Source organism: Flagellimonas chongwuensis (assembly GCF_013376415.1).
Classification (GTDB): Bacteria; Bacteroidota; Bacteroidia; order Flavobacteriales; family Flavobacteriaceae; genus Flagellimonas; species Flagellimonas chongwuensis.
This window is the reverse complement of record NZ_WYET01000001.1, coordinates 440,732-464,937: the sequence shown is the minus strand read 5'-3', so window position 1 is coordinate 464,937 and position 24,206 is coordinate 440,732. Positions and strand designations below refer to the sequence as shown.

General features: G+C 42.8%; 8 protein-coding genes and 2 tRNA genes. 3 read left to right on the top strand and 7 right to left on the bottom strand.

The features are described 5' to 3' along the window. The first annotated feature begins 284 nt into the window (after nt 1-284). From rnr to GUA46_RS02030, 3 genes are read left to right on the top strand one after another with little or no spacing between them, the layout of a single operon-like run. The gene (gene rnr / locus GUA46_RS02040; protein WP_176619090.1) at nt 285-2,468 is read left to right on the top strand and encodes a ribonuclease R; all 2,184 of its coding nucleotides are present in this window, start codon (nt 285-287) and stop codon (nt 2,466-2,468) included. A 52-nt stretch (nt 2,469-2,520) separates the two neighbouring features. Continuing rightward, nucleotides 2,521-3,201 (top strand): head GIN domain-containing protein, encoded by a 681-nt coding sequence (locus GUA46_RS02035; RefSeq protein WP_176619089.1) that lies wholly within the window; start codon nt 2,521-2,523, stop codon nt 3,199-3,201. A 2-nt stretch (nt 3,202-3,203) separates the two neighbouring features. Continuing rightward, nucleotides 3,204-3,866, top strand: a complete 663-nt coding sequence (locus GUA46_RS02030) for a LysE family translocator (protein WP_176619088.1) — start codon at nt 3,204-3,206, stop codon at nt 3,864-3,866. 35 nt (nt 3,867-3,901) lie between these two features. Here the strand turns inward: GUA46_RS02030 and GUA46_RS02025 are convergent. From GUA46_RS02025 to GUA46_RS01990, 7 genes are all read right to left on the bottom strand, one after another. Further along, nucleotides 3,902-3,972, bottom strand: a tRNA-Cys gene (locus GUA46_RS02025). Between the two features lie 76 nt (nt 3,973-4,048). Continuing rightward, a tRNA-Cys gene (locus GUA46_RS02020) sits at nt 4,049-4,120 on the bottom strand. Nucleotides 4,121-4,184: 64 nt separating this feature from the next. Beyond that, a complete protein-coding gene (gene folB / locus GUA46_RS02015; protein ID WP_108245644.1) occupies nt 4,185-4,541 on the bottom strand; it encodes a dihydroneopterin aldolase in 357 nt (118 codons plus the stop codon). Nucleotides 4,542-4,588: 47 nt separating this feature from the next. Next, on the bottom strand, nt 4,589-5,548 hold the full coding sequence (locus GUA46_RS02010) for a PorP/SprF family type IX secretion system membrane protein (RefSeq protein WP_176619087.1): 960 nt from the start codon (nt 5,546-5,548) through the stop codon (nt 4,589-4,591). Nucleotides 5,549-5,570: 22 nt separating this feature from the next. Next, nucleotides 5,571-19,853, bottom strand: a complete 14,283-nt coding sequence (locus GUA46_RS02000; RefSeq protein WP_229418414.1) for a T9SS type B sorting domain-containing protein — start codon at nt 19,851-19,853, stop codon at nt 5,571-5,573. 15 nt (nt 19,854-19,868) lie between these two features. Then, on the bottom strand, nt 19,869-21,941 hold the full coding sequence (locus GUA46_RS01995; protein WP_176619086.1) for a PorP/SprF family type IX secretion system membrane protein: 2,073 nt from the start codon (nt 21,939-21,941) through the stop codon (nt 19,869-19,871). Between the two features lie 6 nt (nt 21,942-21,947). Continuing rightward, complete coding sequence (locus GUA46_RS01990; protein WP_176619085.1) at nt 21,948-24,206, bottom strand: T9SS type B sorting domain-containing protein; 2,259 nt, start codon at nt 24,204-24,206, stop codon at nt 21,948-21,950.

Genomic DNA, 24,206 nt, shown 5'->3' with positions numbered 1-24,206 from the left:
TATTAAAAACTGTGTACAAAAAATCTAATCGATTGATTTTTAAAATTCTTGTGTTCTTACAAATTGTGAACAAAAAGTTTTGATCGTTCAAAGCAACTTTTTTGAAAAAATTTTATTCCACATTTCAACGATCAATCATAATCATCATTTTAATTAAATTTAAAAAAGAAGAAAAAATATAATATTGATTATTGTTGATAAAGTTGACTTTGTTTGAGATTACTCTTCCTTTCCTTGTTGGTCAAGGATTATAATTCGTATTTTTCAAAAAAATAAGGACGTTAATGTCAAAGAAAAAGAAGAGAGCTGGGAGTCAGCGAAAGAATGAAATTACTAAGGGCATTTTCACCATACTGGAAAAGGAACCATCTAAAAGCTTCAATTATAAGCAAATAGCATCAAAACTCGGAATAGACGATACCCAAGATAGGAATCTTTTAATCAAACGTTTGGGACAGTTGAGGGCCAGTGACCGTATTCTGGAGCCCGAACGGGGCAAGTATCAAAAGAAGCAATCACTTCACACGTATTACACCGGTAGGGTAGATTTAACCACAAGTGGCAATGCTTATATTATTGTTGATGAACTAGAGGATGACATCTTTATACATAACAATAATCTGAACCGGGCTTTCCATGGTGATACGGTCGAAGTTTTTATAAAGCCAAGACGAAAGAGCAAGAAGATGGAAGGTGAGATTTCCAAAGTGCTCGAACGTAAAAAATCATCGTATGTAGGTATTGTTGATAAGCAAAAAAGCTTTGCTTTTGTACGCCCTACCGATTCTAGGATGTATACGGATATTTTTATCCCTGCGGAAAAAATGAAGAAGGCCAATGATGGTGATAAGGTTTTGGTGAATCTTGGTGATTGGCCGGATGATACCGATTCGCCTTATGGAGAAATCGTGGAAGTCTTAGGAAGACCGGGGGAACACAATACCGAGATACACTCTATTTTGGCCGAATACGGTTTGCCGCATAAGTTTCCGTATGAAGTGGAACAGTTTGCCAAAACATTGGATACGAGTATAAAAGAATCCGAAATTGCCAAGCGAAGGGATATGCGCGATGTGCTAACCTTTACCATCGACCCAAAGGATGCCAAGGATTTTGATGATGCACTTTCTTTTCAAAAATTGGAAAATGGCAATTACGAAATTGGTATCCATATCGCCGATGTTTCGCATTATGTCCAGCCGGACACTATTTTGGAAGATGAGGCTTACGACAGGGCCACATCGGTTTATTTGGTGGACAGGGTAGTTCCCATGTTGCCCGAGGTGTTGTCCAATATGGCCTGTTCCCTTCGGCCCAACGAGGAAAAATATACCTTCTCTGCGGTTTTCGAAATGGACGACAATGCTAAATTGATAAACCAATGGTTTGGTAGAACCGCCATTAATTCCAACGAACGTTTTGCCTACGAAGAGGCCCAGCACATCATAGAAACAGAGCAAAACAACATTCCTAAAGAGATATCCATTCGTGAAAACGCTTATTCCGTATCTAATGATATTGTGGATGCCGTTCTCACTTTTGATAGATTGGCAAAGATCATGAGACAGGCCCGCATGGATGCCGGCGCCATTTCTTTTGATAAAATAGAGGTGAAGTTCCATCTATCTGAAGATAACGAACCTGTTGGCGTTTACTTTAAAGAAGCAAAGGATGCCAACAAATTGATTGAGGAATTTATGCTCTTGGCCAATAGAAAGGTGGCCGAGTTTATCGGAAAGCAGAAGAAAACGTTTGTGTACCGAGTGCACGATAAGCCGGATGAGGACAAATTAATGGCGCTGAACGGAGTTATTTCCAGATTTGGACATAGTATCAACCTAAAGGACAGTAAGACCATTAACCAGTCCCTAAATAAATTACTGGAGGACGTAAAAGGCAAAAAAGAACAGAACTTGGTCGATACCTTGGCTATCCGTAGTATGAGCAAGGCGATTTATACCACCGAGAATATTGGTCACTATGGACTTGGCTTTGAATATTATACCCATTTTACTTCGCCCATACGCCGTTATCCGGATGTAATGGTCCACCGTTTGCTGCAGCACTATCTTGACAAGGAAAAGGCGCCAAAAGCAACCATTTATGAAGAAAAGTGCAAGCATTCCTCGGACATGGAACTCTTGGCCGCCAATGCGGAACGGGATTCTATCAAGTATATGCAGATCAAATTTATGGAGGATCACAAGGACCAAGAATTCCTTGGTGTCATCTCCGGAGTTACAGAATGGGGCATTTATGTGGAAATTGTTGAGAACAAATGTGAGGGCATGATCCGTATCCGTGATATCAAAGATGATTATTATGTTTTTGATGAACGCCAGTATGCCATAGTGGGAGAGCGAACCAAACGGATGTATCAGTTGGGAGACGAGGTTTACGTAATGGTAAAAAACACTGATTTGGTCAAACGGCATCTCGACTTTTCGTTGATTGGTAAAAAGAAATAATACTATTTTGGAATAAAGTTTGTTATCCTATTGAGAACCAAATTTTTATAACATGAGAATTATTACGATTGTTATTTTGTTCCTATCCCTTCAATATATTGAGGCCCAGGATGCTACCATAACCCAAAACCTACAAAAGTTTACCGAAGTAAAGGGTTTTGATGGTATTTCCATCAATTTGATACGATCAAATGAAAACAAAGCGGTGATCACTGGTGCAAATACCACCAATGTGGCCATTGTCAATAATGAAGGTATTTTGAAAATCCGAATGGAGATCGTTAAAATATTCAGTGGATATAGAACCTATGTAGATCTTTATCACTCTGAAGAATTAGTGGTTATAGATGTAAACGAGGATGCAAGAATTTCTTCCGATGATACCTATGTGCAAAAAGTCTTGGAACTTAAGGCACAGGAGGGCGGGGAGTTGGAAATCAATTGTGAGGTGGACCAGCTGTTGATCAAAGCGGTTTCCGGCGGTAAAATTTTTGCTGGGGGCTTTTCCAATAACCAAGACGTGATCATCAATACCGGTGGTGAATACAGCGGAAGAAACTTTAAAACAAAGTTTACCACCATTAACGTCAATGCAGGTGGCAATGCCGAAATTTATGCATCGGACTACGTAAAGGCCAATGTAAAGGCCGGTGGCGAAGTACTGGTATATGGTGATCCGAAGAAAATGGACGAGCAGACCCTTTTTGGTGGAAAAATAAAAAGAGTGAATTAAAAATGATTGATGATATCCAAGCTGCGATTCCTTTGGGATTTCTATTGAGCTTTATGATCGGACCTGTTTTCTTTGTTTTGTTGGAAACGAGTGCCACAAAAGGTTTCAGGGCGGGTGTAAGTTTGGATATAGGGGTAATTTTGGCCGATATTGTTTTTTTGCTCATTGCCTATTTCAGCAGTTTTCAGTTATTGGAGAATTTGAGCAACGAACCTGGTTTATTTGTTTTTGGGGGGATGATCTTATTGGTCTACGGAATTTTTCTTTTTGTAAAGAAGGCCAAGAAAAAGACCAATGTCAGGGCATCCAAGGGTACATATTTTGGACTGTTGGCAAAGGGTTTTCTTTTGAATTTTATAAATATCGGCGTATTGGCATTTTGGTTGGGGCTTATTATCGTTGTCGGACCCAGTTTGGAGAACAATCCCAATAGAATGATGGTATTTTTCGGTACCGTACTGGTAGTCTATTTTGCAACCGACCTGATTAAGATCATTTTGGCCAAACAGTTGAAAAAATACTTGACCCAAGAACGTATCGTTTTGATTAAAAAGGGATTGGGAATTGTATTGATCATTTGTGGTATCATATTGATAAGCAAGGGTTTTTTACCGAGCGACAGGTTCGATCTCCAGGAACGTATTGAAAGAATAGAGGATTTGTAAAACAAAAAAACCCAGCACTTAGTGCTGGGTTTTTGAGGCATCGAGCGGATTCGAACCGCTGTACAAGCTTTTGCAGAGCTCTGCCTAGCCACTCGGCCACGATGCCAAAGGGATCGCAAAGCTAAAAATATTTTATGAATATTTGGATTGAAAATAATCTAAATATTCATGTAATAAATTTGAGGCATCGGGTGGACTCGAACCACCATAAAAATCCTTGCGGGACTTTGTCTATCCAATTCGACCACAATGCCGTTTAAAATGATAAAAGCAAAAATATAAAAACATAATTTTATTCAATGCTTAATTATCAGCGGTTTATCGAGTAATTCCGAGTTTCACCGAAACACTTTCCACATCGCCCCCAATGGGTGGATTAATTTTGGAAACTTCTACTTCCACTTCGGTTACTTCTTGTATTTCTTTAAAAATACGATCAATAATACGCTTGGCCACATGTTCCAATAAATTGGAACGTACCTTCATTTCTTCTTTTATAATATTGTTCAGATGAACGTAATCCACAGTTTCACTCAACTGATCGGAGATTGCAGGTCGGGAAAGATCTGCGGAAATCTCAAGATCTACCCTGTAATCGCTCCCAATGAGCATTTCTTCCTTTAAACATCCATGATTGGAGTGTATCCTAATATTTTTTAACCTGATTTTACCCAAAACTGTGAATTATAAGAAAGGGCAAAAATACGTGAAAACACATTAAATCAATACATACATCTACAGTTACTTATTCCTTGGAAAAGATCCATTCCAACGGTAACTACATGCGTACCTGTGCTATATCCCAAAATTTCATTGGTGATTACCTGATAGGAATAGCCAAAATAGAAATTGCTTTTTTTAAGACCGGCTATAGGTGCTATGTACAATGGTTTTCCTAATTGATCGTTCAAAAAACGATAGGTGAGACCCACGTAATAGTAATCTTCAAAATCACGGAAACGGAACTTGGCGTTCAAATCGGTAACGGAACGGCCATCGCTTTCGAACCACTGAAAGAAAACAGAGGGTTCAATTTCCAGTTTACTGTTCTTGCTCTTGGAAATGCTGTAACCGGAATATACGTAGTAGTTTCTAAGCTTATTGGGCTCTATGGTAATAATATCGGTATTGAAATTGGACAGATCCTTGTTAAGGACATTCCCTGCATTTGCACTAAAGAAGAACTTGTCATAACGATAAAGTACCCCAAGATCAAAATTGTGGTTGGTGGTGGCCTTATCGTCAGCTGGTAATTGCCCGTTGTTCTCCCTGAATTGCTCCACATCTATCCTAAACTGGTTAAAGTTGTAAGAGATACCAAAAGAGAGAAAGATATCGTCGTACCTATCCAGTGTCAAATGGTGTGCAAAAGAAACCCTGGCACCTCTTTGTCTGGTATATCCATTGCTATCGTTATAGAGCATCATACCAACTCCCGATCTATTCCCTATTCTGGCATCTGCGGCCAAGGTCTGTGTATCTGGAGCATCTTCTATTCCTACCCATTGCGTAAGACCGTTTAGACGGACTTTTATATGATCACCGATACCTGCATAGGTAGGTGACATTAAAAAGGGATTATCGGCAATGTATTGGGATAATTGGGGTACGGTCAACTCTTGTCCCTTGGCAATAAATGCCAAGGAAAACAATAAGATGGCTACGTATATTCTTTTTTGCATGGGGCTATAGCAGGTTAAGTGTTTATTCTCTGTATAATGTAAAGTGACCTACAAACTCTCTGTTATCCTGTGCTCCCTCAAGTCGTACAACATACCAGTAATCTCCGGTAGGCAATGGTTTACCTTCGTAATTACCATCCCAACCCTTAACGTTGCGGGTCATCTCTTCCACTACTCTACCATAACGGTCATAAATCTTGATTAGTACGTCGGGGAACCCTTCAATGTTGTCAGGTATCCAAAAGTCGTTGCGACCGTCGCCATCTGGGGTGAAAAAGTTCGGGAATTCGATATCTATGAACTCCATAAAGATCTCTGCAGTGGCCTCACAACCATTCTGATCAATCACTGTTACCGTATACGTTCCTGTACTGCTAATGAAGTACGTGTTATCGGTTCCATTGGCCACATCATTGAAGTAGAAGGTATAATCCTCTACACCACCATCGGCAATTGCTGTAATTTGATTGATGGTTGTGTTCTCCAAGGTCAGTACCAATGGTTCAAAAGTAGCTATGGTAAAGTCATAGGTGGCCATACATCCATTGGCATGTGCTATGGTGAGGTAATGGTCGCCTGGCGTCATATTGGTAAAGTCGGCCGACAATTGCATATCTGTCGGGTCTGTGGAATCCAAGGCATACATTAGGTCACCGGCAATGGATTCGTCTTCCAAAGCAATGTTCAAATAGTTGTTAGGAATGTTTCCGGTACACTCGTACATAGGGGTTACCGTGGCAGCCAATATAACTCCTGGGTCCATTTCGACGATTACATTAGTTTCACAACCTTGCGCATCCCTGATGAACACCACATGTGCACCCGCGGTCAAATTTTGGAACAAGGTCTGATCTTGTACAAAATTTGCATCGGCACTACTGTTCAAACTTGTTTCGTATGGAGCTGTTCCTCCAGAAATTTGAATTTCAAAGGAACCATCACCACTTTCAAAACATACCTCATCGGTAATATTGATGGCTTCCGCAACAATGGGCTCTGGTTGCTCAAGTTCGAACTGGAACGTAATGAAACATCCGTTTACATCCTGGGCAATAACATCGTAAATGCCCGGTGCCAAATCGGTAAAGGTGTTTACGGTATCGAATCTATTAAGGCTAGGAGAAATGGCGTATAAAATTTCACCTGTTCCACCGGATACCTCAACGGAAATGGTACCATCTTCCATTCCGGCACAGGTAATATCGGTAAATTCTTGTCTTTCAACCTGCAAAGGAGCTGGGTCCAGGATAGGGATCATTGGAGATTCTTCCATACAATCTTCGCTGGTCACCCTAACATAATATTCACCGGCCATAAGGTCATCGAACCTTCCTGTGGTATTGGGTCCATCTACCAAATTGCTGAAACCGGGATCGCTGAACAATTCGTAGCTATAGTTGCCCAGACCACCAGTGGCTCTGGCAATAATAGTTGCAGTGGCTTCTCCGGCACAATTGATGAAAGCTGCCCTGTCATCTATTTCCAATATTAATTCAGGTGGCTCTCGGAGACTCACTTGATTTGAAATCATGGCAGTACATCCATTTACGTCCCTCACCATATATTGATACTGACCGGCTCCCATGTTCAAGAAATCATGATGGGAGGTAGGATTGTCAAAATCCACCCAGGTTGAAGTGTTTTCATCAAAATACTGGTAAGGAGCTGTTCCACCTGTAGCGGATAAACGCATGCTTCCATTGGTCAAACACGTCAGGTCCTCAAGTTTGATCAGAGAAGCTCTTACCTCTGTTGGTTCCGAAATGGTAACGGTATCTGTTGTATCACTACAGCTCCAATTATCGGTAACCGTAATACTGTAGGTTCCGGCACCTAAATTGTTGAACATGTTGCTTCTTTGGGGACCTGTGGTGAATACAATGGTCGTTCCCGCTTCATCATAATAATTCAATTGATAATCATAGGAACCGCTGCCTCCGGTCACTGGATCTGCCCAAACTGATGCGGTGTCATCTCCATAGCAATCCAATGAAGTGGAGGATACGTTGATATCCGCAACTATTGGGGCTGGTGGCAGCAAGGTCAACGTTCTATCTTCAAAACAACCGCCAGCATCGGTAACCCTAATAGTATAATCATCTGCTGACAATCCAGTGAACACATGGCTTTGTACATCATTGATAGTGAAGACCTGCATTGTGTTCATATTGGTTAAAACGATATCATATGGGGCATATCCACCTACTGGTGCTACAAGAATTTCACCAAGATCATTGGTACAGGTAACGCTGGCTACTTGTTGTGGTGTAAAATCCAACTCAGCGCTTGGTGAAACTATGGTCACGGTACCTGAGGTGGCATCACAAAAAGGAGTACCTGTCGCGGTGACTTCAACATAATAGTTGCCACCTATCAAATCTGGGTGCGTTATCGCAAATGAGCCTGACGACGTATTTTCATTTCCGGATACGATCAGTGTTCCATCCGTTCTGTATACTTCATAATCATAAGCTCCCGCATATCCGGTAACATCTATCGTAATTTCACCAGCATCGTCAAAGCACACTGCCGCAGCGGTCGCCGTTGCCACTACATCTATGGTATCGTATGGAGCTACAGTGTAAATTGTCTGTACATAACAACCGGTAACATCATTAGTTGCCCTGAATGTATAGCTACCGGGTTGGGTCAACTCAAAAGTTGCCGTAGTTGCTGTAACCGAGCTAGGTACCACACTACCATAAGGATTTCCAACGGGCAACAATTCGAATGTGTAGGTATCGCCAGGTGTAGATTCCGTAACGGTCAGGATTACGCTTTCTGGATTCAAACAAGTTATAGCTACATCTTGCGATGCATCCAATGTGAACGTGTTCAAAGGTTGAACTGTAATACTATCCGGGAATTCACAACCATTGGCATCCCTAACCACATAGTTGATGGTTTGTACGGTTCCATTGTCAACAACATCAAAAGTAGCGCTCGAATCGAAACCATTTCCATTAAAACTGTAGAAATATGGAGCGGTTCCTCCCGTGGCCGTAACAGATATTGTTGATTCATCCACGGAATTGCTCGGGGTACAAACGAACGGTGTTGCCGTAGCTGTTGCGTCCAGAACAGCAGGTTCAATAACGCTCTCTGCCTTTACGTCTTCACATGATCTGGAAGAAACCACACGAACTTCGTAGTTTCCTGCGGGTAGATTTTCGAACAAAGGATTATTTTGTAATGGTCTGCTGGGTGCACCGGCACTAAGTCCAATCAATTCATATTGATAAATTGGATTGGTTGCGGTAGACGGATTAAGGACTGCTAAAATACTTCCATCACTTCCACCAAAACAGCTAACATTTTGTATGGTAGCATCCAATAGTTCTGGATCTACCTTATCATCCAACACTTGTGAAACCACATAGGTACAAGGTTCAGCAGTATCCAGATCTGTTATGGTAAATACATAGTTGCCTGGTTCCGTAAGGTTGGTAAAAATACCATCAGTATTAGTGATAATGGTCGATGTAACCGGACTCACCGTACTGTATTGTAGGTTGGAAGAACCACCAGTCACCGTTACGGTTATTTCTCCTCCCGGATTGATGGTACAATCTATAGGTTTAACAACGGCTGCCGTGGCAGTCATAGCGTTGGTCAATACTACAGGTCCTACGGTAGTAAAACAACCCCATTGGTCTTCAATATAAACTTCGTAGGTACCGGCGCCCAATCCAGAGAATACGGTATTGGTCTGTGGTGAACCTACGTTGGCTCCATTTCGGATCAATTGATAGGTATAATTGCTTCCTTGGCCACCACTAACAGGATCGGTTGCCGGTATGCCCACAACTTCAATTTCTCCTTGGAGGTTGGTACAATTGGCTTGATTGATTCTTAAATCGGCCACAATAGGGTCTGGAACGGTCAGTTCAACATCTGGAAGTTGCACCGAACACCCTTCTTGGTCCATTACCCAAACTTCGTAAGTTCCAGCGGAAAGACCATCAAATCTTGCATTGGCCACGTAGTTGGATGGGTTGTTCGGATCTGGGTTTGGAGTTGTATCTACATAGTAGGTATATCCTCCCCATCCACCTTGAACGTCCACAACCTCTATAATTCCATCGTTGCCGGGATCACAGGTAATCGGTGTCATTTCAGTGTCACCGGTTATTGCAGATGAAGGACCAGCAATAGTAAAGGCTTCCATATTTGTACATTCAGGGAAGGCATCTTGTGCAATTTCCACAATATAGCTGCCTGCCGCTATTGAAATGGGTGCCGTTGGTCCAGTAGAGGAGGAATTGCCATTACTGGCCACGGTATCGTCCGATGGATCGTTAGGGGTACCGTTGGTATTGTAAATGATCCAATTGAACCCACCAGAATACGTGGCATCCAAAAGTTCAAAGGTTACTTGACCACTATCTGTTCCATAACAAATTACATCGCTCACTACATTTACATCAATGGTAAAGGTGTTGGGGTCTGCAATTATTTCCGAAGTAGTGACTGTACAACCGGTATCTAGGTGCCTCACTACAAAATTATGTGTTCCAGCGCTCAAACCACCGAATACGTTGGATGGTTGCCAAGTAGCTCCATTATCAATACTGTACTCGAAACGACTTGGATCTCCTGCCGTAGAGCTTACGGTAATGGTGATTTCACCATCAGCTCCTGGATTACAGCTTATCGGATTGGTTATGGCGGCCGTCGCATTGGTAATTTCATCAAATGGGTCGATAGTGGCGGTGGTGGTTCCCACACAACCATTGTCGTCATACACATTGATGGTGTAGCTTCCCCCGTTCACATCAGTTTCAATATAAATAGGGTTATTACCGGATTGAACAACTACGGAGCCTGCATCATTGATGAATTCATAACGAACGTAAGTACCGCTTCCGCCGGTGATGGAAGAACCATCAACAGTGATAATAGCATTGTTCATGTTGTTGCCAGCGGTACAGGCAAATTGATCAACTGTCGGTGCGGGAACTATTATTGCTTCTGGTTCACTAATGGTAACTGTTTCAATATGGGTACAGTTGTTGGCCGCTGTAACTTCAATAGTATATGTTGTACCGGTTACAGAACCTGCAAGACCAGTAAAGTTTGCTGTAAAGTTGGTATTGGATGTAGGTGCGATCGGTACGGATATAGATCCATCGGTAGCCGAAATAATTTCAAAGGTATATGGACCAATTCCATTATCTACTGCGCTTACAGAAATTGTACCGTCATCGGCGCCATTACATGTTACATCGGTATACGTTGAGGTAAAAGATGGTATAGGCGCATCGGGTACATCAACGGTAATGGATTGGGAACAGTAAGGAGCTGTTGTGCCAATATCGTACACCAACACTACATAACTACCTGCCGCCCCTGCTCCTGCCCAAGTAAATTGGTTGGAGGCATCGAGGGTCAATGCTCCTCTTGGTTCATCATATGGGTCCGGACCGTCAATTTCGAACTCGTAGTTTCCTGATCCGGAAAGCACTTCTATTTGTAATTCTCCGTAGGCCAGATTACCTGGTTCACAATCCAATGCGACAGTTTGTATTACATTGAATTCCAATGGAGGGTATATATCAAATGTTTCGGAATCCGAGCAACCATTTAAATCTCTAACCGATACGGATTGATTTGTGCCGGAACTTAGTCCTGAAATGGTATATTGGTCGCTGCCATCAAAAGTGAACGTCTGGTAGGCCGAACCGTTCACGCTTATTTGGAACGGAGCCATTGCCACCGCAGCATTGTCCAAGGTTATGGTCACTTGGAACTGTCCTTCGTCCACACATTCGTCTACCACAACTAGGGATATTTCCGGACTTGGATCTTCAAGTACGGTTATTGGCTCGCTCTGGATACATCCGTAGGCATCCATTACATATACTATATAATCCCCGGCCTCTACATTAGCAGTGCTGCTGCTGGTCCAACCGGCACTTACAGCGGTTGGTGCTGGGTCGGTATCCAACAAATATTGGTATGTATAAGGAGCGGTACCATATCTTCCTGTGGCAGCAATAACTCCTGCATTAGGGTTACAATTGTCGTTTTGTGGGCTTGTCACATCTAAATCCAGCGGATTTGCAGATTCACGAATCGTAAATTCTCCACCGTCTACAGAACAGCCATTGTTTGGTCCTCCAACCTCTGATAACAACAGATAGTATTCTCCTGGAGGAAGTGTGCCAAAATTGTTAATGGTTACCGTTGTTGGAGCGTTAACTGGTGCTGTTCCGCTATAGCCAGTTGATACATTGGATTGCCTATTAAAAATTTCATAGTTTACCGAGGTCGCCAAAGCATCAAACCCAGTGAAAGTAAAGGATATGTTTCCATCTGAGGAACCGGTACAACTCACATTGTTTACAACATCTAGATTGGATGTCATTAAAGAAGGTGTATTGATAGGAGCCGCAGCTTCTTCAAAATAATAACAGTTGGTAGTGAGGTCAAAAACCACAAAGGTATAGGTGATACCTGGGGTAAGGCCTGTGAAAGTTGCAGTATCTCCCCCCGGTGTATCGGGAGAAATATAATCGTTTGCAGGATCATCCACGTAAGGAGCGTTATAATTTTCCAAGATGGCAAACTCATAATTTCCACTTCCAACAGCAGATCCTACGGTAACTATTGCAGTACCTCCAGATACACAATCTGCGGTTGTGGTACTCACATCAATATCAAGATCATTGGGTGGGGATGCAATAATTTCTGTTGTATAAGAAGCACATCCGTTGGCATCAACAACATCTATTTGATAGATTCCAAATTCCAATACCGTAAAAGTATGATCTCTGGCTCCAGATGTAGTTGTATAGGTTTGAGGTGCAATACCGTTATTTGCAGTAAGTATATAGGTATATTCAGCGGTTCCGCCAGAAACACCTGAAATAGTGATAGAACCTGGGTTTGTTACCCCAGAACTGGAATCACAGGTAATGGGCACATCCGTTGTAATATAAGTAATAGGGTCTGGTTCCGATATAACCACGGGAAACGGGTCGGAAACACAACCTTTGGAATCTGTCACCGTAACTTCGTAGTCACCAGCAGGGAGTCCTGTAGTTTGGCTGCCGTAATTGGTGGGGCCATTGACTTCAACCACATTGATAGTATATGGAGGAACTCCCACAGAAGTATCGATTACTATATCCAACGCTCCTGTATTTTCCCCATTACACAAAATGTCCGTTGGTGTAACACTGCTGATCACGGGTTGAGTTGCCGGAGTAATAACAATACTGTTTGTGGTGACTGTACAACCAGCGCTATCGGTAACTCGGAACATGTAAGTTCCATCTACATTGGTATTGAATTCGTTTCCGGTAAATCCGGTTGAATTGTATGATGCCCCGGCATCATTGGACCATTCGTAGGTATAAATCCCCGTACCGCCCGTTGCATTGATAAGAATGCTGGCATCGTCCAAACAAGTCAAATCATTGTTTAGTAATGCCGATGCGGTCAAAGCTGGATTGATCGTTGCCGTATCGGTAGTGGAACAACCAAAGTCATCACGAACCTCAATGGTATAGGTTCCAGCACCTAAGTTTATAAAGGTATACGTTGGTTCGGTGGTCGGAGTTGGTGTCATCCAAGCTCCATTGTTTATCCTAAATTGATAGTTTCCGTTACCACTTGTTACATCTACCTGAATGCTTCCATCATTGTTTCCGCTATAACATAACGTTGGAGTTAAATCAAACGCAATAATTTCGGCCGGGTCAACTGTGATAGTTACGGTATCCTCGCACATATTGGCATCTCTTGCCCTTACAACATAGTCTCCTGCTGCTAAACCAGAGAACGTACCTGTGGGTTGGTAGGCTGCTAATAATGCGCCACTGGTGTTTTCCAATTGATACTCATAGGTAGGTGTTCCGTCTGTAGCAGTAGCGGAAATGGTAGCCCCACCATTGGTACATGTTAGTTCGTTGACAATGGTAGCAGTTACATCCAAAACATCGGGTTGAGCCAATGTCTGGTTTAGAACTACGGAACATGCGGGATCCCTTAAATCTATAATTTCGATGGTATGAGGTCCTGCATCAAGGCCGGTTATGGTAATTGGGCTTGAAAGCTGGGTGCCAGAAATTGCACCTCCGTCCACCTGATAGGTAAATCCAGTTGTTGGATCAAAATTTTCAACTTCAAACGTGATCGTACCGTCAGCTGCACCATTACAGGTAAGATCTGTGAAAGCTGTTACGGCACCGTCGAAAGCATTGCCATCTTCAACGGTAACATTCAATGTGATGGACCCACCACATACTTCTGGAATTTGGTAAGCCTCAATATCATCGATGGCGATGTCGTTTCCGTCTGTTACGGAAGAGTTGGTACGGATTACAATATCCAGATTGGAGTTGGCCCCAGGGTTTAGGGTTACATTATAATCGTGCCAGTCAGAAGCTCCATTGTTTTTAGGGATGTTTCCCGTTGTAGTACTTTGGATAACGGTGCCGGAACCATCTACCAATTGTATTTCAATAGATGGATCACCACCGCTTGTTCCTGTTCTCAAAAGGTTAAATGCCCAAAGTGATACGGTGATATCACGGTTTGGAACGACCTCAACATCAGTTTTTTGATAAACGATACCGCCAACTCCGGCCACTCCGCCAACATTGATGGCCAAGAACCTTCCATTCGCTACACCAGTATGGTCATTTGGACTTAGCCAACTTCCGTATGGATTTGCAATCACCTGTGTTACAGAGTATTCTCCATCTTGGATTTCTGTGTTAATAGGTGTCCAACCACAAGAATTTAGTGTGCCGTTTTGTGGTTCGTAGCAATACACAGGGTCAATTTCCGAAATGCTGGTGTTTGGTCCTGTTCCAAAATTCTCTGAAAGCAGAATGCTTGGTGTAGGTGCTGAATTGCTGGTATAGTTTACGGTAATGGTATGGTTCCCAACAGGTACATCGCTAAATACATTGGAGTCGTTAGGTGTATTTAATGTGCCATTGATTTCGTAGGTATAGTCGAAATCTGCACTATCTGGGGTTACAGTTATTGTACCCTCGCCATCACACTCATAATCTACAGTTGCCGTAGCATTCGGGGGAGTCGGTTCCGGTTCTATGGTAACCGTCATAGGAAAGGTACAAAGGTTTGCATCCCTAATGTAAACGGTATGGGTTCCTGGCATCAAATAGCCAATGGAACTTGCTCCATAAGTTGATCCTCCATCAAAACTATATTGATAGGGAGCTGTACCACCAATGGCATTGGTAATTCGTACTTCCGCACCCATTCCTGGATTACATTCGGCCAAGGCTGTAACTGCTGCAGAGGCAGAAAGGGTCAATGGTTCGGTAATAGTGTAAATTTCGGTTACCTCACAATTATTGGCGTCCCTAACACGAATGTTGTAGCTGCCTGCGGGCTGGTTGTAAAAGGTATTCGATGTTTGGTAGGTCGACCCATTGTTTATACTGTAGGTATATGGTGCTTCACCTCCTGTTGCGGAAATGGTTATTTCTGCTGTGGATTCACCACTACATAGAATATCCGTGTTGGATATGGTAATGGCCAAAGGATCATCTTGGGCAATGGTGATATCGTAGGTAGCTTCGCAATATCCGGATGCCCCACCATTATCCCTTACATAGACAATATAGTCGCCGGCACCGGTTACGGTAACCGGATTGGTAGTTGAAAAGTCACTTGCACCAGGCGTTGTTCCGTTGGCAACCACGGCATACACATAGTTTCCGTCTCCACCGGCAGCAGAAATGGTTACATCGGTATCGGTTTCACAAGCGGTAATATTTGGCGCTGAAGCAACCACACTAAGTTCAGGGTCAATGGTAATGGATTCTGTATCGATACAATCATTTCCATCCCTTACCGTAATGGTATAGGTTCCTGGGCCCAAACCTGTAAAAACATTGTTGGTAACATATGGACCTCCGTTTAAGCTGTATTCATAATTTCCATCACCACCGGAAACTATATTTGCGGTAAGTGTTAATCCCGTGGCATCATCATAACAAATGTCGTTTGGAACAATGTCCAATTCGGGAGCTATGGCTTCATTGATTACAAAATCATCGGTGAATATACATCCGTTTGCATCGGTTACCGTATAGGTATAGGTTCCTCCTTGGTCAAGCCCGGCAAAGAAGCCGCTTGATTGCGGACCAAAAGTTTCAGGCCCAGCAGTGATTTCATAGGTAAAACTGCCCCATCCTCCACTGGCGGTAATATTTACGGAACCATCTGCCAAACAGGTTGGTTGGGTTACTGTAAATGGTGCTGTTACTGCTGAAGGCGGTGCGTTGATCGTAATGTTTGCTGTATCAGTACAGTTGGTAAGGTTATCCGTAACCGTGATGGTGTAGGTTCCGGCAGCCAAGTTGGTCAATTGTATAGTGCCATTAGTCTGTGCTGAACCAGAGAAGTTATCGGGACCTGTTACCGTATAATCAAAATCTGTATTGAAATTGGTGACGGTAAACTGGATTTCACCATCCTCTTCACCCAAACAACTGATATTGTTGATCAATTGTCCGGTCACGGAAATTTCAGTTACCGGGTCAATGGTGAAACTTTCATCGTAACTACATCCATCGTTATCGGTTACCCTGAACATATAGGTTCCTGGAGCCAAGCCTGCAAATGTACTGTTGTTACCGTTGTTGACCGCACTGCCAGAGGGCGAAATTATTTCATAGACCAAGTTTGGACTACCCCCTGTAACTGTTAGGGACACATCTGAAACAAAACTCGGACATAATGGATCGGTTGCGGCGAAATCGATATCCGTTGGAGGATCCAAAGGAGCAATCGTCAATGAGTCATCAAATGTACAACCATTGGCATCCCTGACCGTCAAAGTATAAGTGCCATCTGTTAAGTTGCCAAAGGATTCTTCCAATAAGGTACCGGAATCGGAAACAAAATTTACGCCGTCAATGCTATATTCATATGGTCCATTGCCTCCTTGAACATTGAATATCCTTACTTCTCCGAGTTGTGCACAGGTATAGTCCTGTACAATTTCAACCTCGGCATCCAAGGCATTGGTTGGTGCGGATATGGAATGGTATTCGTAATAGTCACAAGAGGCACTACCTTTTCTTTGGTTGATGACCACTACATAATCACCAGTTCCCAAACCAGGGAAATTACCAGAGGTATTAGTGGCCAACGCATTGGCAAAGTCATAGTTGTCCTCGTCAAAACCAGTTGCGTCAAATAGGTAGTAGGTAAGCTGATACCCATTGTCATCCACCAAATTGAAAGTGATTGTACCTGTTGATTCCCCGTAGCACAATACATCCATTACCGATGTTGCATTGTATTCGGCGGCAGGTCTGAACTCAATATCGACCGGATTTGAAAAGGCATGACAGTTATTTCGGTCCATAACCACGTAGGTATATGTACCTGCTCCCGCAGCCCCTACAACATCAAAAATCTGACTGGTCTGGTATTCGGAAGGCGGGATATCCGCTACACTGGGGTATGAAATCTGTGTTACCCCATTCCTGTCCACAAAGGACCAGATAGCATACAAGTGTGGGGTTCTACCCCCTGTTGAAGACATTTGTATATTTCCTTCCCTACATGTAATGTGCTGTGAAACCCTTGCTTCAAGCTCTAAATCAGCTTCGTCAAGTATGGTCACCTGTTCGGTATAAATACAACCGTCGTCTGTAGAAACGGTGACATCGTACACACCGCTGTTTAAGTTTTCAAAGGTGTAGTTGTTATCATCAGAAGGCCCATAGTCGTCCACTACGGTGCCTCCTTGGGAAATTTCATAGTAATATTGAGGTTCTACATTTAAAACAGATATAGAAATCTCACCTAAATCGTTGCAGCTTGTGTTTACGGTAGAGACATCGACTTGGAAGTCACGGTCCAAAATACCTATGTTGTCCAAAACGAAGACACAGCCATCGGTTACACCTTGCTGTCTCATTTCTACCATGTAGGCCCCATTATTGGTAATTTCGAAAGTTTTATCGGGACCATAGGGAACAAGAACGTTTCCAGTGGTTTGGTCTACCAATTGAAACTCGTAGGTATCCGGCATATTGATTACCTCTATACTACCAGGGTTTGTACAGATGATATCTTCGGAGATATATTGTGGATTGAGCGGGTTCTTGTATATATTGAAGTAGAACCTGCTAAAACATCCATTTTGGTAGTTGATCACCAATCGATACTGCCCTGTATTTTGGGCCAAAAAGTCGTTTCCTGTGTCAACAGTGTTCCAAGTACAACCGGAGTTGGTGTTTGCACAACCATCAACCGATGCAGTACAACTGCTCTCGTCCAATTGTTCCCAAACAATGCTGGTTGCATCTGGGATATTTATTTGGATGAGTTCGCTATCGTTTAATCCACAAAGGAAAATTTCAGGAAGTTCGCTACCGTCATTGGGGCAAATATCAATGGCTCCATCAATGGTGTTGGAAGTGTCATTGATCAATGCCGTAATAGGGTTGGATTGAACGGAACCGAACAGTTCCACAGTTATAATTTCCTGAAAGTCCTTACAAGGGTCAGCAACCTGTTTATCAACAATATAAGTTCCAATAGCGTTCACCAACATGGTGCTTGGGTCACTGTCGGAATCGCTGTCCGTAATAACGGTATCGATACCAACGTCTATTTGACCGTTTCCGTTTTCGTCGCGATACCATATATAATTGTCAAAATTATCTCCTGCATCCAAGAGCACGTTGTCCCCACAGAGTTGTACGGTTCGCGTAAAATCGCAGGCTTCAAGGTCATCCAATAAAAAGTTGGTAGCTCCGGGATATGGAAAGCCACAGCCATCAAAGTCGTATACACTGGGGTCGTCCGTTATTGGTGCTTGATTGATTGCTCCCGAATATGTGGAATAGGCAAGGTTTTCGATAATATCGGTACAGGCATCTATAAAATCAAAGCAATTTTCGGCCACTTGTACCCGCATGCGGATTATTGCGGCTGGATCATTTTCTTCAACATAGCGATCGGGTATGGAGAAAATTATGGTTCGTGTAGCTGGGTCGTATGTGTAAGTTACATCGGTGGGCGTGCTTATGCTGGACTCATCTAAAGTAACATTAATGGGCAGTACGTCCCTAATGGTATATCCCACGGCATCGTCGTTGCCTACGTTTTCAAAGGTGAGCACATAATCTAAATATTGGCCAAGGTGCACGCCTTGCCCTGTAATATCATTTCCGGCAATATCCTCTACGGTTTTACCAAGATTTATTTGAGGTTCAATAATTTCCACATCCAACGAGGTGAAAAAGATGTCGTATTTATCTCCTGTGGACGAAGCCCTTAGTGTAGCTCCCGTTTCATCATTGGGAATTACGGAATTGCTGGGGTTTGGAATGGTGAAAAGATCTACATCCCACCCCAAAGTGTTGATACTATTGGGGTTTCTGGAGGTAACTATTGTACCTTCATTAGTAATATTACTGTTAAAAAAGTTTGTTGAAGGATTTGCACTGTTCGATAAAGTAGTAAAGCCACCATTGCTATCCGCTTTAATGGATAGTTGATCGCCTGTAATCCTATTATCCCCCTCTGAAGTAGCTACCCCTAATTTTGCCCTTACCGGGAATGGAGCCGGCAATGTGGTAAATCCATCTATGGGAATATCAACGGTTTCTCCGGCCTTGATACCGGCATAACCATCAAAAGTGGTAATATATTTACCTGGGTAGGTAGGGTTTTCATAAACTACCACCATGGTCCACCCTCCAGAAACACCTCCTTGTACTGCGTCTCCCGAACTTGCACGAACATTTCCGACAAAGTATTCACCATCGGGATTTCCGAGCGCAGTAACAATATCGGTTACATCTTTATAGCAGGCATAAGGGGCATAGTTTCCAAAGTCGGAATCACCATCACCATCAAATAAAATTTCATCTGCGGTAATATCTTGATAAGTCCCCCCTGGCACCCGAAATTTAACTTGGTTGAAATCGCTACTTCTATTTGTGTCTAGATAAACTGCGGACCAATACAAACCAGCATATCTAATTCTGGAACAGCTGGGGTCCGGAACCGCCAACGTTGCACTACTGGAGCTAAAGGTAGAAGGGTCTCCGTCAATATCAATGTACTGCATGTTGAGATCATCGTTGTAGGATGAGCTCGACCCAGTAACATTGTAAGGGTCTTCAGGGTCACCGCCACTGTTGTCCCTGTTCACAATGTTGTTCGCTATAAAAGTAAGGTCTCCCTTAAGTTGGTTTTCATAGCGAACATCTAGATTATTCTTTATTTGTGAAAATCCTGTATAAGCAAACAGCAACATACAGGTTATTGTGCCCCACCTGAGTAGTGATTTTTTCATAAGCTGGTGGTAATATTAAATGGTAGTGTTTGGTTTGATTCGCATAATCCACATATCGTCGTCATACGAAGCGTTAAGTTTGGAGTAGTAAGATGTTAGGGCGTTGTTCCAGGTCTCGTGTCTTTTTAAATACACGTACCTGTTCTTGTCAGCTGGGCTGACAAAGTAGCTCGCGTGCAACCCTTTAGCATTCAATTCTTTAACAAATTGCTTTGCACTTGATGAGTTATCAAAAACATTAGCGATTATGTAATATCCTTCTGGTAATCCATCTCCGGATTGTGTTCTAATGACCACATGGTTTTTCCCGTTGGAAACACCTGTTACATTTTTGGACAATTGTCCAGTTCCGTACTTGGAGCCGCTATTATTCACTTGACCCGAGTATCCGGCAATTTGTGAATCATTGCCATTTACGTTCATCACCCAGGCATCCCCTTGGTAAGTACCGTTCATCTTATTATGATAGGCTTCCAAGGCATCGGTTTTGCTTCCGAAGTCACCAATGTAAACGTAGTTAAGTCCGTTCTTTGGGTTCTGGAAATAGTCGGCATCTATACCTTGGGCCCTAAGTTTTTCAATGAACGCATTAAGGTTATCTGTGTCCCTAAATACATTGGCGATGAGGTAGTGTCCGCTTTCCACATTTGGAACCACGTGGGATTTGAACCCGGTTGTTTTTTTGCTTTTTGTAGGTCTGTATGTATTATCTTTTTCAGAAGCGGTATTTGAGGCATATGTGACTTTGGTATTATCCTTAGCCTCATTGATTTTTATAACCTTTTTTGTGGATGTGTCATTGGTTAGCCCGTGATTGGCAACAGGTTGCTTTCTTCGAGTGACGATATCTGCGCTATCCATATTGGCAAAATATACCGCTTTGGCTTTTTCTTCCAATGTGGGGTTTTGGCCACGGGTTTCCCGCTGTACCATTTTCATAACAGTTTCAAAACGTCTTTCCAAGTCCTTTTTACGAGTGGACTCAATGGAATCCTGACGCATCAGCAACTTATCCAAAATAGCGTCGTTTTCGGCAAGTTTGTCCTGTAAACGGGCTATTTCAAGGTCTTTATCGGTGATGTTCAAACTATCTTGTGGAACATTCTCATCATTGGAAACTAATTCTTCTCCTTCTTTTTCCAACATCACACGATCTTCGGTCAGGTTAGGAGTAAACGAATAGGCCAAAGAGATTTCGTGGGTAACGCCAAAGTTTTCAAACTCGTTGGAAAGGCCTTTTTCTACGGTATATCCGAGTGAGATATTTTTAGTAAGGTTAAAACCAAGTCCAGCGGAAGCACCATAAAAATCATCGTAACCAGCTTGTACCCAACCCAATTTGGGAAGGTCAAGAATCAGGTTACCTCCAAGGGTTATGGTTTCTTCTCCAACCTTGCGAACCCGTGCCAAAGGCATCAGCCTTGCTTGTTCCATTATACCTGAACCATTTTCAAACTGATGGGTATATTGTAGGTGTCCGGAGTAGGTTTTTTCGTTGAAGTCGGTTACCGATTCACTTGTTTTTAAGTTGTAATCAAAAAGGTTTTCGGCAAAACCACCAATGTCGAACTTTCCAATGGAAAAGTTGAACCCAGGTTGAAAGCTCACTAACGAACTGCTTTCCAAAGTACCCAACAGTGGGTCAAAATCGACGGAATTGGCCCTATCTTGATTGAATGCACTTTGATAGTAACTGACGTTTGCCCCAAAGGTAAAGGTGCTTTTTGGGCTCAGACGCACGCCATATGCATAGTTGGCATGCACTCCAAAATTGTTGAACAACCCTTCACGGTTGGTAAATAAGCTTAAACCAACACCGCTCCTATCGCTTACTCTACCACTATAACTCAAGAAATACACCTGATTATTATCATCAAAAGATACCGACTGGTTTCTATGAAAAAGGTTGATGTATGACTTGTCCTCCCTTACTGTGGAAAAAGTTGGGTTCAGCAAGAACCTATTAAACTTTAAAAGGTTTTGGGAGGGTACGTTATAAGGTACATATGCGCCTTCTTCCTGTCCTCTCATTCCGGAGAAGACAAGTAACAAAAGGGCAAGTAATAGTAGAGGTTTTTTGGTCTGCATTGCTGCTTATTTAATAACAGTGATGGTTCCTTGTTTTAGGCTTTTGCCACCACGTGTGACCTTGTAATAGAAGATCATGTTCTGTTTGTTGAAAGAAGTGGTGGATTGTGGCCAATTATTTTCATAGCCCGCTTGGCTAAATACTTGTTCTCCTCGCTCATTAAATATGGTGACGAGAACATTTGGGTCACGGGAATAGGTGTTTGGCAATACCCAAAGGTCGTTGATACCGTCTCCATTGGCGGTTATAACGTTCGGTATGGCAAACATATCCCTGTAGGTAATTGTAACGACCTTGCTTACGGTACAGGTTCCAAAGGTTGCGACCAGCAGGTACTCACCTTCTTCGGTAAAGTCGTAATAACTGTTGGAAGAAATTAGGTTGTTACCGGCATCGTACCATTCATATGAATCTGCTCCGCTTGCTGTCAGCGTTTCTGTTTCACCCTCAATAATGATGAGGTCTTTTGACTTGTCCAATACCAACAATGATTCATCAAATGCGGTAATGGTTACTTGATTTGATACTAATGGACAATCGTTTGAAGTGATGACAAGTTGATAAACACCTGGTCCGCTAATAGTTAAGTTTTGTGATGAGGTATTGACTACGGTTCCGTCTTTTTTCCATTCAAATGATTCATCGGTCAAATCCGTTGTACTCTCCAACACGATAGGTTCTCCGCCTTCACAGAATACAGTACCGTTTGCCGTAATTTGAAGTGTTTCGTTGGAAGCCAATTTTACCTGTAGTGAGTTGGAAGCGGCCTGGAAAGCGTTCAGGGTTCCGATCAGGACATACGCCCCATTTTCTTCTTGGTTTGAAACGGTAATAGTTTTGGCGGTCTCCGCAGCAATATTACTACCGTTCAGTTTCCATTGATAATCAAAAGAGTTTTGAAGGTCTGTGGTTACATCCGTTTTGGAACCGTTGCCGCTAACAGCATTGATAGTGGTAAGGCTCAAGGTGGCATCAACACTTTCGCAAGAGCCGTAAGTTCCTATATAGTCCACTACAAACTCAAACGATTCTGGCGATACTACTTTTGTTGTGGCCGAGGCTATTGGTGCTGGGGTACACGACCCGCCATTGTCGGTTACGGTTACATAATATTCCCCAATGGTATCAACATTTAAAGTACTATTGGTGGCATCGGTGATGGCAACGCCGTTTTTATACCATTGATATGTTGCATTGGATGCTGTAGTATTTACTGATAATGTTTTGGTCTGGGCAGGAAGGAGTACAATATTCTCTTCGTTGTCCAAGGTAATTTCGAATGAGCTTGAGTTGGATACAGTAACCGGAGCTGACAACTCGGTACAAACACCAGAACCCGATATTTCAACTTTATAAGACCCTTCAAAACCACTGGTTCCCGCATCTACGGTAAAACTGCTGGCGTCAACAGTGGGCCCACTAATAACCGCTCCATCTTTATACCACTTATAGGTCAACCCTTGGCCGCTGATGTTAGCTTGCAACAAATGGGATTCACCTGGGCAAAGAGAAATACTGCTTGCACCATTAATGGCCAGTCCAGCACTGTTGCCGGTTGATATTTCAATATAATTGGACATAGTGTTTGCAGAACCTGAGCAATCCCCATAGTCCAATTCTACATAGTACATGCCGGGGTCAAAAACGGTGATGCTTTCTGTTTTTTCGGCAAGTGGGGTACCACTGCGGTACCAATTGTAGATATATGTTCCTGCATTGGGGATATTATGAGGCTTAAGAGTTACTGAGCCTCCTCCGCAAATTTGTATTTTACCTTCTGAAGGAATATTTCCGCTTCCGTTTTCACTGATGAGCAAAGGAGCTTTATAATCGATATAATACATGGTGAAGGCATCCGAAGCGGGACTTGTTTTGGCAGGAGAAGTACTCCGAACCCTCATTTTATAATTATCTCCCCTTATATCCGAAGGAAGAGAAAACTGAAAGACAAAGTCGAAAACCTGGTTCTTGTCACTTACACTGGCAAGTTCAGTAGGGTTGGAAAAGTAGCCATTGGCATCCGAAAGCTCCAGTATAAACTTATTGTTGCTGGCCACCAAGGGCGGGTCCCAGTTAAAGCCGACGTAGTATTGATTAAATTCACTGGAAGCACAGATGGCATCCCATGCAACATTTCCCCCAAGGTTGGGGTTGGCAGCTGGTTCTGGTTTATACAACACTTGGGCTTGTACTCCAAAAGTGCCCAGCAGCATAAAGGCAAAGGCCAAGACCAGAATGCTATACGTTGAATTACTTTTTTTCAT

Bases quoted from the DNA above. Each gene is read 5' to 3' on its own strand.
- rnr (WP_176619090.1), top strand. From the start codon at position 285: ATGTCAAAGAAAAAGAAGAGAGCTGGGAGTCAGCGAAAGAATGAAATT.
- GUA46_RS02035 (WP_176619089.1), top strand. From the start codon at position 2,521: ATGAGAATTATTACGATTGTTATTTTGTTCCTATCCCTTCAATATATT.
- GUA46_RS02030 (WP_176619088.1), top strand. From the start codon at position 3,204: ATGATTGATGATATCCAAGCTGCGATTCCTTTGGGATTTCTATTGAGC.
- GUA46_RS02010 (WP_176619087.1), bottom strand. From the start codon at position 5,548: ATGCAAAAAAGAATATACGTAGCCATCTTATTGTTTTCCTTGGCATTT.
- GUA46_RS02000 (WP_229418414.1), bottom strand. From the start codon at position 19,853: ATGAAAAAATCACTACTCAGGTGGGGCACAATAACCTGTATGTTGCTG.
- GUA46_RS01995 (WP_176619086.1), bottom strand. From the start codon at position 21,941: ATGCAGACCAAAAAACCTCTACTATTACTTGCCCTTTTGTTACTTGTC.
- GUA46_RS01990 (WP_176619085.1), bottom strand. From the start codon at position 24,206: ATGAAAAAAAGTAATTCAACGTATAGCATTCTGGTCTTGGCCTTTGCC.